This window comes from Pelolinea submarina (genome assembly GCF_003966975.1).
Classification (GTDB): domain Bacteria; phylum Chloroflexota; class Anaerolineae; order Anaerolineales; family Anaerolineaceae; genus Pelolinea; species Pelolinea submarina.
The window spans coordinates 1,990,664-2,005,086 of the sequence record NZ_AP018437.1 but is presented as its reverse complement, the minus strand read 5'-3'; the positions used below and the strand labels follow the sequence as shown (position 1 = coordinate 2,005,086).

General features: G+C 49.1%; 14 protein-coding genes. 7 read left to right on the top strand and 7 right to left on the bottom strand.

Translation table 11 applies throughout. The annotated features are described in order from the left end of the window. Positions 1 to 75: 75 nt before the first annotated feature. The 3 genes from Pelsub_RS08835 to smpB are packed head-to-tail and all read right to left on the bottom strand — an operon-like array spanning position 76 to position 3,249. Complete coding sequence (locus Pelsub_RS08835; protein WP_116224096.1) at positions 76 to 1,206, bottom strand: L,D-transpeptidase; 1,131 nt, start codon at positions 1,204 to 1,206, stop codon at positions 76 to 78. 20 nt (positions 1,207 to 1,226) lie between these two features. After that, entirely contained in the window at positions 1,227 to 2,789 is a 1,563-nt protein-coding gene (locus Pelsub_RS08830) for an HAL/PAL/TAL family ammonia-lyase (protein WP_158675049.1), read from the bottom strand. Between the two features lie 13 nt (positions 2,790 to 2,802). After that, positions 2,803 to 3,249 (bottom strand): SsrA-binding protein SmpB, encoded by a 447-nt coding sequence (smpB, locus tag Pelsub_RS08825; protein WP_116224098.1) that lies wholly within the window; start codon positions 3,247 to 3,249, stop codon positions 2,803 to 2,805. Between the two features lie 195 nt (positions 3,250 to 3,444). Between smpB and Pelsub_RS08820 the strand changes: the two genes are divergently transcribed. Then, the gene (locus tag Pelsub_RS08820; RefSeq protein WP_126440468.1) at positions 3,445 to 4,368 is read left to right on the top strand and encodes a patatin-like phospholipase family protein; all 924 of its coding nucleotides are present in this window, start codon (positions 3,445 to 3,447) and stop codon (positions 4,366 to 4,368) included. On the opposite strand, the gene Pelsub_RS08815 is transcribed toward Pelsub_RS08820, so the two are convergent. After that, positions 4,365 to 4,982: an SH3 domain-containing protein gene (locus Pelsub_RS08815; RefSeq protein ID WP_116224100.1), complete on the bottom strand. Its 618-nt coding sequence runs from the start codon at positions 4,980 to 4,982 to the stop codon at positions 4,365 to 4,367. The two genes, Pelsub_RS08820 and Pelsub_RS08815, sit on opposite strands and share 4 nt — an antisense overlap. 39 nt (positions 4,983 to 5,021) lie before the next feature. Here Pelsub_RS08815 and Pelsub_RS08810 point away from each other — a divergent pair, with 39 nt between their 5' ends. Then, complete coding sequence (locus tag Pelsub_RS08810) at positions 5,022 to 5,606, top strand: zinc ribbon domain-containing protein (RefSeq protein ID WP_116224101.1); 585 nt, start codon at positions 5,022 to 5,024, stop codon at positions 5,604 to 5,606. 3 nt (positions 5,607 to 5,609) lie between these two features. On the opposite strand, the gene zwf is transcribed toward Pelsub_RS08810, so the two are convergent. Further along, the gene (zwf, locus tag Pelsub_RS08805) at positions 5,610 to 7,100 is read right to left on the bottom strand and encodes a glucose-6-phosphate dehydrogenase (RefSeq protein WP_116224102.1); all 1,491 of its coding nucleotides are present in this window, start codon (positions 7,098 to 7,100) and stop codon (positions 5,610 to 5,612) included. An 87-nt stretch (positions 7,101 to 7,187) separates the two neighbouring features. Here zwf and Pelsub_RS08800 point away from each other — a divergent pair, with 87 nt between their 5' ends. Together Pelsub_RS08800 and Pelsub_RS08795 are read left to right on the top strand one after the other, a co-directional pair. Next, the gene (locus tag Pelsub_RS08800; RefSeq protein ID WP_116224103.1) at positions 7,188 to 8,195 is read left to right on the top strand and encodes a P1 family peptidase; all 1,008 of its coding nucleotides are present in this window, start codon (positions 7,188 to 7,190) and stop codon (positions 8,193 to 8,195) included. A 14-nt stretch (positions 8,196 to 8,209) separates the two neighbouring features. Continuing rightward, entirely contained in the window at positions 8,210 to 9,052 is an 843-nt protein-coding gene (locus tag Pelsub_RS08795) for a DegV family protein (protein WP_158675048.1), read from the top strand. A 63-nt stretch (positions 9,053 to 9,115) separates the two neighbouring features. Here Pelsub_RS08795 and Pelsub_RS08790 read toward each other — a convergent pair whose 3' ends face one another. Further along, a complete protein-coding gene (locus Pelsub_RS08790) occupies positions 9,116 to 10,270 on the bottom strand; it encodes an iron-containing alcohol dehydrogenase (RefSeq protein ID WP_116224105.1) in 1,155 nt (384 codons plus the stop codon). Between the two features lie 35 nt (positions 10,271 to 10,305). Further along, positions 10,306 to 10,614, bottom strand: coding sequence for an antibiotic biosynthesis monooxygenase (locus Pelsub_RS08785; protein WP_116224106.1), 309 nt, complete (start codon positions 10,612 to 10,614; stop codon positions 10,306 to 10,308). Between the two features lie 57 nt (positions 10,615 to 10,671). Here Pelsub_RS08785 and Pelsub_RS08780 point away from each other — a divergent pair, with 57 nt between their 5' ends. The 3 genes from Pelsub_RS08780 to Pelsub_RS08770 all read left to right on the top strand — a co-directional run bounded on the left by Pelsub_RS08780 (position 10,672) and on the right by Pelsub_RS08770 (position 14,415). Further along, positions 10,672 to 11,349: an RluA family pseudouridine synthase gene (locus tag Pelsub_RS08780; RefSeq protein WP_116224107.1), complete on the top strand. Its 678-nt coding sequence runs from the start codon at positions 10,672 to 10,674 to the stop codon at positions 11,347 to 11,349. A gap of 234 nt (positions 11,350 to 11,583) precedes the next feature. Continuing rightward, complete coding sequence (locus Pelsub_RS08775) at positions 11,584 to 12,804, top strand: sigma-70 family RNA polymerase sigma factor (RefSeq protein WP_116224108.1); 1,221 nt, start codon at positions 11,584 to 11,586, stop codon at positions 12,802 to 12,804. 21 nt (positions 12,805 to 12,825) lie between these two features. Then, positions 12,826 to 14,415: a tetratricopeptide repeat protein gene (locus Pelsub_RS08770; RefSeq protein WP_116224109.1), complete on the top strand. Its 1,590-nt coding sequence runs from the start codon at positions 12,826 to 12,828 to the stop codon at positions 14,413 to 14,415. Positions 14,416 to 14,423 lie beyond the last annotated feature (8 nt).

Sequence of the window (14,423 nt, the reverse complement as noted above, 5' to 3'; positions counted from 1 at the left end):
CGGGTTTTATAAGTTGGAATTATTTTTTGTGAAAGTCCGGTTCATACCATTGGCATAACCGGACTTATTATCATATTAGTAAAGGCGTTTCACTACTTCGATCTTGGTGCCTGTGTAATTAAGCGTATCGCTGATGTCGCCTGTCCCATAAGGCACCTGGGGAGTATTCCAGCGGAAAATCCATTTGGCATCTTCGGGCGTGGTGTTGACACAACCGTGTGATTTGGGCGTGCCGAAATCGTTGTGCCAGAAAGCACCGTGGATAGCCATACCTTCGCCAACAAACAGGGAAGTCCATGGGATGGCCATGGTGTCAAAGCCTTGTGCGGTGGCGCCGGCAGTACCTCCGCTCATGTGCAGCGAAATTACTTTGCGCCAAACCCAATAATTTCCTTCCGGTGTTGCCCAGGTTTCTACCGGATTCCCCAGATCATCCAACGTCCTGCCTGAAGAAATCTGGCAGAAATAAACTTCCGTATTGCCTTCATAACAGGTCAGTGATTGGGCGTTGAGGTCAACTACAATCCTCTTATCGGTCGCATCCGGATTAATCGGCGCCAATTCCTCTTCGGTAATAATACGGAAAGCGCGCGCATCCGCCCAGAAGATATCGCCGTAAGAGCCATAACGCTCGTTCACACGATAGAGAATATTGCCGTCCTCTCCCATGGCAATCTGGTCCACCCAGATAACCTGGCTGTAATACAAGCGCCATAAAGTAGACGAAACTGCGTTCAACCAGGGCGACTTGGCCGGCGGATTTTCCAAAGTAAGGTTCACGTAAGGAACAGTCACTTCGACCCACATACCGGTATCTTCGCCATAGGTTGGCAATGTAGTGACAGGTTCGTTGGGCAGATTCTTTACCCGTTGCAAGCTGGGGGAATAAATATACCCTTCCGGTGTTTCAACCCACTTGCGGTTGGGACGGCCAAGGGGATGATCGCCGACCACTTCACGCAGCCAGACGACGCATTCATCCTCGCTCAGAGTGCGCACAACATCCGCATCGGCATTTGGTTTGGAGCGAATTGGCAAAGAAGACGGGATATACACGGTGTTCCGCCCCAGGTATTCGCTATCAGGGAATTCAGCCAGCTTTGACTTGCTGCCTTTAAACACAGGCATCACAGCCAAGCCGCCTAAACCCACTAATCCTCTTTCGAGGAAAGTTCTACGACTAATTCGGTCTTTATTATCCAACATACTTAATCAATACCTTCTTTTTATGCTTTTGTCAATTCAGTATTGTAAAAGGTTTCTCTGAAATTCTTTTTATAGATGAGTTCTTCCTGCAGAAGATCGATTTCTTCTTTCCAATATGCATCGCCATCCTGATAGGGAATTAAAGCCCGTACCCAATCATATACTTCGGCTGTTTCCCGGCCTAAACACAGTTTTGGCATGGCATTCCGGCGTAAATCGATAGCCCGGCAGGCAGTGTAAATTTCAATACAGATAATCTTGGCCGCGTTCTCCAGTACCTGATGTAAATGCCAGGCGGCATTATACGCATTGGCATTGAAGTCTTCCTGGTTGGCCGAAGTCGGCAGTGAACGCACCGAATCCGGCGAACACAGCGTTTGGTTCTCCAGCACCAGCGATGCAGCGGTATATTGCAGCATCATAATGCCCGAATTAAGCCCCGCTTTTTCCGCATTTCCCACCAGCATGGCCGGCAGGCCGTTGTTCAAATGACTGTCCATCAAACGGAAGGTGCGCCGCTCGGAAATTCCGGAAAGCTCGGATAACGCAATTGACAGGAAGTCCGCGTTCATACCGACTGCTTCACCGTGGAAGTTGCCGCCGGAAATGGCCAGCCCCTCACCCACAATCAGTGGATTATCGGTAGCCGCGTTGATCTCGCGCGTCACGGTAGATTGCACAAAACCCAGCGTGTCTCGCACTGCCCCATGTACTTGAGGCGCGCAGCGTAGAGAATAAGCGTCCTGCACCTGGTGATGGGCATTGACGAAGGTGCTGTCTTCCAGGAAATGCGAAATATTAGCCGCGGAGTCAATCTGTCCGGCTAATTCACGGGCCTGATGCAATTCGGGATGCAGCGGATCAGTGCGCGCCAGAAGCGCTTCAAAGCTCAACGCAGCAGCTAAATCACCCAGATAGCATAGATAAGCGCTGTCATATACCGCCAACGCCAACAACGCAGCGGAAAATGTCGCTCCATTGATGAGCGCCAATCCGTCTTTATCCGACAGCGTCAGGCGTTCAATTCCTGCCTTCTGCATAGCCGCGCGTCCGCTCATAACCTCGCCCTGATAAACCGCAAAGCCGCTTTCGGATTCTTTCTCCTGGGGAGAAGTGCTGGCAACCAGAGCCATCTGCGCCAGCATACATAAGTCGCCGGAGGAACCCAATGAGCCTTTATCGTAAACCACCGGAATTACGCCCTTATTCAGCATTTCCAAAAGAACGTGCACCATATCGGTCTTGATGCCAGAATAACCTTTTGCCAGACTATTGGCGCGAATCAGCATGGCCGCCCGCACCACTTCCTGTGGCAGTGGATTGCCGGTGCCAACCGCATGACTGAGGATCAGGTTGCGGTTCAACTGCTGACTTTCCGCACGGGTGATGGTCCGGTCGGCAAAAATCCCGAACCCGGTGTTCAGCCCGTAAACCGGTTTGGATTGAGCGATAATAGCCTGTAAATTCTCCTGTGATTTCTGCATGGCAGCTTTTGCGGATTGTGAAAGTTCGACATTTTCGTTAAAACGCGATGCTCTTATTACTGCATTAAGACTGAGTGAGTGCCCATCCAAACTAATCATAAAGTTATCCTGTTTACCTTTTTCCTTCTCGATCGAGATCTCTTTGATAATCCCGCTTGGCAATTTCCTGCCGCTTATCATACAATTTTTTGCCCTTGGCGAGCGCAATATTCAACTTTGCCAGGCCGTTGCTGAGATAAACCTCGGTGGGAATCACCGTAAGGCCTTTGCTGCGGACCGCCTGCCAAATCTCATAGATCTCATTTTTATGCAGCAGCAATCGCCGCTTGCGTAAAGGATCGTGGTTTTCACGGCTGGCAGGGTCATAAGGGGCAATATGCGCGTTAATCAGCCAGGCTTCTTCTTCCGTGATTTGAACGTAAGCCTCAGCAATACTAATTTGACCCGCGCGTATGGATTTAATCTCACTGCCCTTCAATGAAATTCCGGCTTCGTAATTTTCCAACAGAAAGTATTCAAATTTCGCCTTTCTGTTTTTGGCGACAATCTTATTTCCCATGGGCTAATTTTAACATCCTATTGTTATTAATATTCTTAAGCAAGCATAATCGTAATTTATACGAAGTTTGTTTTTGTTTTCATCTTTTTATATTTGAAAGATATAAATTTTATCGCGCTTATTATCAACCACAATATAATTTCTGTAGCATTCGCTATATTGCAACTTTTTGTTACTTGGGACGTAAATAATAATATGAAAAGGATTACCTTAGCTTTAGGCGGCGGAGGCATCAAAGGCTTTGCGCACATCGGCGTTATTCGCCAATTATTGGAGGAAGGCTTTGAAATTTCAGCAATCGCCGGTACCAGTGTTGGCGGTATCGTCGGCGCTTTGTACGCAGCCGGTTTCTCCCCGCAGGAAATGGAAAGCTTTTATAAAAGTCTGGATTTCCAAAAAATGATCAACCGCGCGCCCAACGACGCGCCTTCCCTGGTAGGGCTGCAGGGATTTTTTAATTTCCTCCACGAAAAACTTGGGGATATGTCCTTTAGTGACCTCAAAATTCCCTTTGTTTCCACCGCTGTGGACATCAATACCGGCCGCGAGATTATTATCAATACCGGGAAAATCCTGCCTGCGATTCAGGCTACCTCGGCAATTCCGGGCTTGTTCCCGGCAGTGCGTATGGGTGCTATGGATCTGGTGGACGGCGGTGTCCTGGATCCGGTGCCGGTTTCAGCGGCGCGCTGGCTATTTCCCGACTACCCAATTGTCGCAGTCAGCTTGTCGGTACCCAATAGCGAATGGGGTGAAGCCGAAAAAATTCAAGTGCCTTCCTACGTTCGGGTTCCTGATTTCCTCATGCAGCACTTCGCTCAGTTGCGTCTGAGCCAGGCCATGAAAGTATTTGTGGATTCCAACGATATTACTTCAAATATGATCGCGGAATTACGTCTGCGTATTGAAAAACCGGATGTTCTGCTGCATCCCAAGATCTATAAATACTCCATCATGGATCCGATCAACGTTGATGAAGCCATCGCGTATGGAGAAGAATCCGTCAAAGAATCGCTTAAAGACTTAAACGCTTCCTTCTCTACTTTCAAACGTATAAACCGCTGGATGCGTCCTTCATACATGAAAGGATCGCTGCTGAGCGAAATAAAACCTGATTAATGTCCTCGGATAACCGAGATGACCGCCAATATGGCTCCTATCCCCCCCACAATGAGGATGACCAAACCCATAGGGATGCTCCCCGCCAAAGACGTACGCGAGACATCTACATAGGTCGGGATGACCAGGGATTCCGCTGGCGTAAAAGTAGCCAAGCGGGTGGGAATCGGTGTGGTAATGAACTGCGCCGCCAGGGTGGCATTAATAGTCTGGGTCATGGCAGGCGTGAGCGTTGGGGGTGGTTCTACAATGGAAACCTCTCCGGCAGAGAGTGAGACAGGCGCCGCATAAATCCAGCCCTGATTATCCGGGCCGCCGAAATATTGGATGAGCAGCCAATCACCGCCTTCCGAACGACCTAAAACCGCCGCTTTTTGCCCGGCAACCAGACGGCCAACCAGGTCATACAAAGTGCCTGGCCCATTGCGCACATTGACATACTCCTGGTCCAACGGAACGGTGATCGTGACGCCTTCAGGAGTCCCGGTGACGGTGGGAATAGCTACAGTTGGCTGCTGTTCAAGTTCCTGGGCATCCACAGGCCGTGTTTTAATAGATACAATCGTCAATGTTAAGACGACAAGAATGGCAATTAGTGATTTTTTATATTTCATAAGCTACCTTTGACTGGTAAAAGATTATAATCCATAGGTATGGAACAACGAATTTTTCATGGCGATTTTTCAACAGATGACCTGGCAGCCTGCCTGCTGGTCCATTTTACTCGCGGCAACCTGGTAGTCCACAAACTCGGGTCCGGCGAAAATGTTGTCGTCCAGATCAAAACCCGCCAGGATAGTCCCTCTGGCGGCCAGACAGCCCTGACCGTGACTTTCCAAAAAGTCGAAGACGGCGTGGCCGTGCAAACCAGCCAGCAAGCCTGGGTCGGAGTTGCAGCCAGCTTGGGATATTCCGCGCTGGCTGCCATGCAAAATCCCTTCAGCCTGTTGGGACGTATCGATGATATCGCCCAGGATATTGAGTCCATCCAATTAATCGATGAAATTTGGAAGGTTTTGAGCGCCAACGCGCGCGTACTGGGCAGCGGTTATGAACTTTCCGAGCGATTGCACCGCGTGATGTGTGAATTTTGCCAAACAGCCAACCCGGCCGGCGCGCCCAGCTGCCTGGCTTGCGGCGCTCCTTTGGGAAACGCGCAGCCGGCTACCTGTAAGAATTGCGGGTATGTGGTGCTGCAAGCGGAAAACACCTGCCCCAACTGCGGGCGCCCGCTTTAGATTTTAACTGCCCGGTCTGCGCCAGCGGCGGTGCTCTTCCTCAATAAATTTGTCTGCCTGCACCGGTCCCCAGCTTCCGGCCAGATATTGCGGCAGACTCTTCACCGGGTTTTCCTCCCAGGCTTTCAAAATATCCGTTACAAAACGCCATTGTTCGATCACTTCATCCGTACGGGTGAAGAGCGTTTGGTCACCTTGAATGCAGTCCAGCAAGAGCCTTTCGTAAGCTTCCGGCGGTTCCGATCCAAAGGCATCCTGATAGCAGAATTCCATCTTGACTGGGGCAATTTCGTTGATTGGGCCGGGAATTTTAGCTCCTAGAGACAAATTGATGCCCTCATCGGGCTGCAAACGCAGCACCAGAACGTTGGGCGCTTCTCCAGCCATATTCTTCCAATTGAATAAAGACAGCGGTACCTGCTTGAATTGGATGGCAATTTCCGTTTCGCGCACCGGTAAAGCCTTACCGCTGCGGATAAAGAAAGGCACGCCCGCCCAGCGCCAGTTGTCAATGTGCAGCCGGGCAGCCAGGTAAGTCTCGGTGATGGAATCCGGCGCAACACGGTCTTCCTGTAAATAAGCCTGAATCTGCTTGCCGTTGACTTCTCCGGCACTATATTGGCCGCGCACGGTGTTGATCAGCGCTTCTTTGCCTTTCATGGGGCGCAGCGAACGCAGCACTTTCATTTTTTCATCGCGTACGGAAGATTCGTTGAATGCGTAAGGCGCTTCCATGGCCGTAAGGGTGACCAGCTGCAGCAAATGGTTGGCAAACATATCGCGGATGATGCCGGATTTATCAAAATAGCCAGCGCGCGTGCCCACCCCCACCGTTTCAGCCACTGTGATTTGCACATGGTCAATGTAGTGATTATTCCATAGAGGTTCAAAAATACCATTGGCATAGCGGAAAACCAGGATATTTTGGACGGTTTCCTTGCCCAAATAATGGTCAATACGGTAGATTTGGTCTTCTGAAAAACACTGGTGCAGGTAATCTTCCAGGTTTTGCGCGGTTTCCAGGTCTCGCCCGTAAGGTTTTTCTACAACTATGCGCACCCACTGCTTTTGTTCCGCATAACGCTGGCAAACGGACAGGTTTTGGATGATCTCGACATAGGCATCCGGCGGTGTCGCTAGATAAAAGATGACTTTTTGATAGCCCTTTTCCTCCAGATAGCCCAGCAGGCGGTTATATCCCTCCGGTTCCTGAAAATCAGATTGAATATAGGTGGCCATTTTCAGTAATTCTTCAACCGATTGCGCATTCACCGGTTTGGTGCGGGCAAACTGCATGATACCTGCGGTCAACTCTTCACGTAATTTCTCATCGCTCCAGGGCCGCCGGGCAAAGCCGATCACATGCAGCGGTGCGGGGAGCTGGTCATCTTTGCACAATTGGTACAAAGCCGGGATCAATTTCCGGCGGGTAAGGTCACCGGTTACACCGAAAATCACCAATGCTATCGGTTTATTTGCATCGCCTTGTTTCATCCTAATCACCTTATCATCAAGCCTTAATTATTTTCTCTCATTTATAATTAGGTCGGAGAGAATTTTTCATTCACATTATATAAGACTATGAATATAACCAATTCTATAACGGATATTCCCGGTATTTTAGTAGGTCAAGCAGAGGATGAAACAGCTTTGACCGGATGCACTGTCATTTTGTGTAAAGGCGGTGCTGTTGCAGGGGTCAATCAGCGCGGCGGCGCGCCCGGTACACGCGAAACGGATTTGCTACGGCCGATGCATATGGTCCAAAAGGTTCACGCCATTATGCTGGCCGGCGGTTCAGCTTACGGACTGGACGCAGCCGGCGGCGCCATGCAGTACCTTGAGGAGCAAAAAGCAGGTATAAATACCGGCCCTGCCGTAGTTCCGATTGTACCTTCAGCGATTTTATTTGACCTGGCGCTGGGCGACGCGCACATCCGCCCGGACAAACAAATGGGTTACAACGCTTGTCTGCAAGCCAGCACAGAGAAACCGCAGGAAGGCTGCCATGGAGCCGGCACCGGCGCAACAGTCGGCAAAATCCTGGGTATGGGCCAGGCCATGAAATCCGGCATTGGCACCAGTTCCATGGAAGTCACCGCAGGGGTAGTAATCGGCGCCATTGTGGCTGTTAACGCCTTGGGCGATATCATTGACTACAAGACCAACCAAATCGTGGCAGGCACCCGCAGTATTCAAAAAGGGCCTATTAAAATCGGCCAGGAAACTATCTATGCGAACACACTCTCGATCATGCAATCCAAATTAGGCCAGGCAGCCCTGTCCTTTGCGGGTAAACAAAACACCATCATCGGTGTAATCGCCACCAACGCGACCCTGGACAAGGAAGGCGCCAATAAATTCGCTGAAGCCGCCTCGAACGGAATCGCCATTTCCACACGCCCGGCTTTTACCACGATGGACGGAGACACGATCTTCAGCCTGGCAACCGGCAAGAAACATGTGGACTTGAACCTATTGTGCGCTTTCGCACCCATTGTATTTGCGGAAGCTATGCTCAACGCAGTTCGAAAAGCAGAACCTGCAGGTGGTCTGCCCGCAGTTCAATCAATCCATCCATCCCAATAGAAAGGAATATGTCAATGACTCATTTAGTGGCCGATACACTCTCCTGCCTATCAGTTGAAGAGGCAGCCAAACTGGGGATCTCTTATCTCCCTCAAATCATTATTTTTGGCGATGAAAGCTACCGCGATGATACCGAAATTGATTCTGACACTTTTATTGAGCGCCTGAAAAAGTCCAGCACTTTACCAAAGACATCTGCCCCCTATCCCAGTCTTTATAATCCTTTTCTGGATAAATTGACCCAAACCGGCGAAACAATCCTGCTTATATCTCCTTCAAAGAAGATGAGCGGCACAATTCGCTCCGCCGAAGTGGCCGTAGCGGATTATCCGGACGCGGATATTCGCATTGTCGATACCAATACGTTGGGTTCCGCTATGGGTTCCATTGTACGAAAAGCGGTGGAATGGCAGCAAGCCAGTCTATCAGCCGATGAAATCGAAAAGAATATTTTGGATATTTCAAAACGCAGCCGCACTTTTTTCCTGGTGGATACTTTGGAATACCTGCATAAAGGCGGGCGCATTGGCGCTGCCGAAACTGTCTTGGGCAGTATGCTGCAAATGAAACCCATTCTGGGAATCAATGACGGCCAGATTGAAGCGGTCGTAACCGAACGCACCCGCAAAAAAGCGATGGCCAAGTTTTTGGAATTGATTTCGGCCGAATGCCCGCAAGGAGACGAAAGCTGTGTCGTTATCGAACAAGGTGGGGTTCCGGACCAGGCACAAGAATTGGCAGAAGTTCTGAAAAAGAATCTGAAAGTAAAAGATATTCCCATCACCTTTTTACCGCCGGCGATTTTGGTTCACGGCGGCCCGGGCGTTTTGGGTGTTAGTTTCTTTTCTAAAGAATAAAAGCCATCCTTTAAATAGAAAAAGAGCGGCTCCTGATATTTATCGAATGGCCGCTCTTTTTATTTATAAGGACAGTTCCAATATCCTTATTAATTCTGTTTTTGTCAGCACAAGCGGATTCCCCTTCATACTGCTTGAGTGCTGTGATTTCTCTACGATCAGTTCAAAATCCGATGGCTGAATACCCAACCGGCCCAGACTGGGAATTTGAAGCTGCCGGCAAAGCGAACTCATCCATTCCGCCCCATCCTCCGGTGCAGCCTGATCATCCCCGGTAATCCAGCGAGCGATTTCCGCGTAACGCTGCAACGAGGGTGATTGCGGTTCGCGCTCTTGCAGTGCGCGAATATTGACCTGCATTACACCGGCAATGACTGCCGCGCAAATTGCGCCATGTGCTGCCGGGAACATACCGCCGATGGGGCCGGCAAAACCGTGCGCCGCGCCTAATTTGGCATTCGCCAGCGATAAACCGCCCATCAAACTCACCCAGGCCATAGCATCGCGGGCTTTCTGATTCGCGCCATCCTGATACACCGCGGGCAGGTACTGCGCGGCTTGCGGAATGGCATCGCGGCAGAACATATCGACCATTGGATTGGCTGCATTACAGACATACGGTTCAATTACCTGCACGAAAGCATCCATACCGGTTGAGGCTGTGACCGTTTGGGGCACCGAATAAGTCAATTCCGGATCGACCAAAGCCACCTCAGGCAGCATGTACGGGCTGCGCATGCTGACCTTCACGCTTTTTTCCGGAACCGCAATGACCGCATTGCGGGTTACTTCACTGCCAGTACCGGCCGTAGTCGGTATGGCAATGTACGGTTTGGAAGGCTGTTCCAGTTTATGGCCCAAGCCAACCACTTCAAGGTAATCCATCAAGTCGCCGTTGTTGGAAAGCATTGCCGCAACGGCTTTTCCGGTGTCAATGACCGACCCGCCGCCCATACCGATGACAAAATCACATTTTTCGGAGCGCGCTTTTTCGACCGCTGCCCGGATGCTGGGTGTACTTGGTTCACCCTGCACAATATGATCAACACAGCCAATTCCCACCGATTTCAGAAGATCGGGGACTTTTTGTGCCGCCGGCTGTGATTTGGAGCGCACCAGAAATGCCTTTTCACCCATTCCATTGGCAATCTGGGCTAATTCATTCATCTTTCCTGCACCAAAAATAATCCGGCCCGCGGTTGCGAAGTCAATTTGCATTTATCTACTCCTATTCAATGCCCGAAAGATAATTTTTACCAATTCCCATCATCGGGAGGAAAGATATTGTGGTATTTAATACTGTAACGTGAATCGGCCATCATATCCTCAACCATATCACGCCATTTTTTATAGTGTTCGGTTTTCTTATGTTCTACTGCCGCTTCTTCATCTTTATATACTTCGATCAAAACAAAGCGGGTGGGATCATCTTGTTGTTGAATAACATCAAACCTGGCAACTCCGGGTTCTTTCACACTATTTTTCGCGTTTTCGATGGTAGCAATTCGAAAAGCTTGGACAGCATCCTCTTCAACGGTAATATGGACCTGGACGATATACATAACTTCCTCCTGGTTGATTTTATTAAACTATAATATCAAATTAAAGCTTAAACACCTATGAATTTCAACGATTTTGTTCTTTTTAATGACGACGATATCATTGTGTTGAACAAACCTTCCGGATGGTTAAGCATACCGGATGGGTATGACCCGGCTCAACCCAATTTGAAACTTGCCCTGGCACAGGAATTTGGACGGATATGGGTTGTCCATCGCTTGGATAAGCTCACCAGCGGCGTCATCCTGTACGCAAAAAACGAAGATGCTCATCGTGCACTCAACGAACAATTCAGCCGGCGTATTCCTACTAAGAATTATCGGGCTGTTTGCCACGGTTTTCCTGTTTGGGAGGAAAAAACCATCAGAATTCCCCTGCGGGTGAACGGCGATCGTTATCACCGCACTGTTCCGGATGAGATTCTGGGTAAACCGGCTATTTCCCGGGTCGTTTTACGCCATAAATGCGAAAGGCACAGTGCCCTGGATATTTTCCCGAAAACGGGTTTGACGCATCAAATCCGCGCTCACCTATCGGCCTATGGATTGCCGATTGTAGGGGATCCTTTATATTGGCGCGCGAGTCAAATGAAAGAGAAATTCAACTCCAATTCTCCTATTTCATATCCTTATTTGTTTTTGCATGCCTATTCTTTGGAAATTCTGCATCCACGGGAGCAAAAACCGATGCAGTTTATTGCTCCCGTCCCCGCTTACATGCAAGATTTCTTACCATAATAAGGAATTTCCCTTGTAAATTTCTTATTAACAAAGAATAAATGGTTGACTTTTATCTTTAAAGTCTGTATAGTACATTATTGTGCAGTAGGGCTTGTTCCAAGAAAATCTTACATATTACTGTTAATAAATATCATTGATTTTTACTTTGAAAAATAGTATTCTGATTAAAGGGAAAAATCACGGATACTTTAGGCTGCACAAACCTATCTGTGAGGTAATTTATTATTAATAATGAACACTAAAAAGCTTGAAGTGCTTGAAGATGATGAAAGCCTGGAATTCTCGGCAATATCTCGCCTGATTGAACTTGGGCATCAAAAATCTTATGTAACCATCGATGACATTCTCCATTTCTTTCCTGATGCCGAACAAGATGTTTCACAATTAGAAGAAGCATTTGCAGCATTGATGGCTGCCGGTATCCAATATATCGATGATGACGATTTAGCCTCGAATCCTTCCGAAGATGAATTAGGCAAGGATGAAATCAAGGAAATTGTCGATGAGAGCCAGGACACGACCATCGATGACCTGAAGCATATCGACACGGATGATACCATCGGCCTATATCTGAAAGAAGTCAGCCGGGTACCGCTGTTGACAGCTGAACAGGAAGTCGAACTGGCCCAGCGTATTGAACGCGGCCGTATGGCACGCGAAGAATTAGCACGCGGTAAAGTAACCAGCAAACGCAAAGATGAATTACGCTGGCTGATTGAAGACGGTTGGGCCGCGCGCGAACACCTGATCACTGCGAACTCCCGCCTGGTTATCAGCGTTGCTAAAAAATATATGGGCCGCGGTGTTCCTTTCCTGGATCTGATTCAGGAAGGTAATATCGGTTTAATCCGCGCGACCAAGAAATTCGACTATCGCCGTGGGCACAAATTCAGCACCTACGCGACCTGGTGGATCCGCCAGGCAGTCACCCGCGCTATCGCCGACCAGGGACGCACCATCCGCGTGCCGGTGCACATGGGCGATCAAATCAACAAATTGCTGCGCACACAGCACCAATTAACCCAAAAACTGGGGCGCGATCCCTCCATTGAGGAGCTGGCCGAAGCGCTGGACGTTATCCCAAAGAAAGTCGAGAACATGATCAAGGTTTCCCGGCGGCCTTTATCGCTGGAAACACCAACCGATAATGAAGACGATTCCGTTCTGGGCGACTTTATTGAAGATAACGAAATTCCCGCGCCGGACGTCACAGCAACCTACAACCTACTGCGCGAACACCTGGAAGAAGTCATGGACACCCTGCCTCCCCGCGAGGTCAGAATCCTGCAGCTCCGGTACGGGCTTTTGGACGGCCAGGCATACACACTTGAAGAAGTAGGTCGTAAAATGGGTGTAACCCGTGAACGCGTGCGCCAAATTGAAGCACAAGCGCTAAGCCGCTTGCGCCACCCAACCATTCGCAGGAAATTACGGGATTATTTGGGAGAGTAATCAGAGGGACTGTACCTATCTATGAGCAATATCGCACTGAGAGAATATCATCGATATATCGAAAGATTGATTGAAAATCACCAAATTGACGATGCGTTGTCTCATTGCGTGAACATCGTACAGTCATATCCAAAAGAAATTGAGACTTATCGGAAAGTTGGGAAAATATTCCTTGAAAAACAGGATTTTCCCAACGCCGAGAAAGTCTTTGAGATTATTCTGTCAATTTTCCCCGATGATTTTGTCGCGAACATCGGGTTGAGTTTTATTAATGAGCAAAATAACCGCATGGACTTGGCTATCCTGCACATGCAGAATGCCTTCGAGTTGCAGCCGGCCAATGAATCACTCCAGGATGAATTAAAGCGTTTATATAACAAACGCGACCACGTGGAACCGGCCCGCATCCGCCTGACCCGCGGCGCGCTCATCAAGATGTACACCCGCTCGGATTTGTTCGAGCAGGCCATCGCCGAGATTCGGCTGGGGCTGCATGAAAAACCGGGCCGGATCGATTACAAGCTCGCGCTGGCAGACATGCTGTGGAAATCCGGCAAGAATATCGACGCAGTGGAAACTTGCGTGGACGTTATCAGCCGGCTGCCCTATTGCTGGTTGGCCAACGAAATTCTTGATAAAGCCTTTTACGAGCTCAATCCGAGCGAAACCGAAAATCATTATCGTGCACGGTTATCCGAGCTTAATCCTTATTACCAATACATGCTGCCCACCACCAGAGATGTTGCCGACATTCCGGATATCTCCGTTCAGATTAATGATGAATTAGTCGAATTGCCTGAAAATGAATTATTTGACTGGCAGGATTTCTTAGGTAAAACCTGGAGCGCGCTGCCCGCTGCGGAAGCAGCACCAACAGATACTCCATCCAGTGAATTGAACTGGACCAGTATCATTGACGAAGCTATGCAAGAGGAAATAACGAACCCAACTTCGGCAGTACTATCCGAAATTGGCGACGCAGAAATCCCCGATCCGAGTGCCAACCGCCGCCAGGCCTTTATTGAAAAGCTGCAAAAACGGAATATTCCGCAAGAAAATCAAGAAACAGCGCCTGATTGGGTGATGGAAGAAAACCAATTAAACCAACCGGACAGCAGCAATGACTTTATTGCCATTCCCGCGGAACCGGCAGTCCTTGAAGACGTCAACCTTCCGGATATCCCGGAGGAAAGCGGCATCATCGACCACGATATTCCGGTTGAAATTCCCGAGGAACTGGCTGAAAATCCGGCATCCGCTCAATGGGTGCAGGATCAACCCCCTGCTTCCATGGAAGACGCGCCCAAACCTCCCTTACAGGACACACAGCAAATTCGTGTCAATCATGAGGAAACTCCGGAAGAGAAACTGGAGCAAGCCAGGAAAGCTTTGGAAGGCGAAAATGTCCAATACGCGCTGAACAAAATCCAGGAATTATCCGCTGACGATCAGTATCTCGCGCAAATCAGGGATTTATTGGAAGCGGCCTGCGAAGCGAAACCGGACAACGCCAATTTATGGTTGTCATTAGGGAACATCTACCAACGCCTGGACATGAAAGAGAAAGCGTTGGAAGTATTCATCCGAGCACAAAAACAAATCTCACTTTGAAAGGGTTA

Excerpts from the sequence above, each read along its gene's own strand:
- Pelsub_RS08835 (WP_116224096.1), bottom strand. The coding sequence starts at position 1,206 with ATGTTGGATAATAAAGACCGAATTAGTCGTAGAACTTTCCTCGAAAGA.
- Pelsub_RS08830 (WP_158675049.1), bottom strand. The coding sequence starts at position 2,789 with ATGATTAGTTTGGATGGGCACTCACTCAGTCTTAATGCAGTAATAAGA.
- smpB (WP_116224098.1), bottom strand. The coding sequence starts at position 3,249 with ATGGGAAATAAGATTGTCGCCAAAAACAGAAAGGCGAAATTTGAATAC.
- Pelsub_RS08820 (WP_126440468.1), top strand. The coding sequence starts at position 3,445 with ATGAAAAGGATTACCTTAGCTTTAGGCGGCGGAGGCATCAAAGGCTTT.
- Pelsub_RS08815 (WP_116224100.1), bottom strand. The coding sequence starts at position 4,982 with ATGAAATATAAAAAATCACTAATTGCCATTCTTGTCGTCTTAACATTG.
- Pelsub_RS08810 (WP_116224101.1), top strand. The coding sequence starts at position 5,022 with ATGGAACAACGAATTTTTCATGGCGATTTTTCAACAGATGACCTGGCA.
- zwf (WP_116224102.1), bottom strand. The coding sequence starts at position 7,100 with ATGAAACAAGGCGATGCAAATAAACCGATAGCATTGGTGATTTTCGGT.
- Pelsub_RS08800 (WP_116224103.1), top strand. The coding sequence starts at position 7,188 with ATGAATATAACCAATTCTATAACGGATATTCCCGGTATTTTAGTAGGT.
- Pelsub_RS08795 (WP_158675048.1), top strand. The coding sequence starts at position 8,210 with ATGACTCATTTAGTGGCCGATACACTCTCCTGCCTATCAGTTGAAGAG.
- Pelsub_RS08790 (WP_116224105.1), bottom strand. The coding sequence starts at position 10,270 with ATGCAAATTGACTTCGCAACCGCGGGCCGGATTATTTTTGGTGCAGGA.
- Pelsub_RS08785 (WP_116224106.1), bottom strand. The coding sequence starts at position 10,614 with ATGTATATCGTCCAGGTCCATATTACCGTTGAAGAGGATGCTGTCCAA.
- Pelsub_RS08780 (WP_116224107.1), top strand. The coding sequence starts at position 10,672 with ATGAATTTCAACGATTTTGTTCTTTTTAATGACGACGATATCATTGTG.
- Pelsub_RS08775 (WP_116224108.1), top strand. The coding sequence starts at position 11,584 with ATGAACACTAAAAAGCTTGAAGTGCTTGAAGATGATGAAAGCCTGGAA.
- Pelsub_RS08770 (WP_116224109.1), top strand. The coding sequence starts at position 12,826 with ATGAGCAATATCGCACTGAGAGAATATCATCGATATATCGAAAGATTG.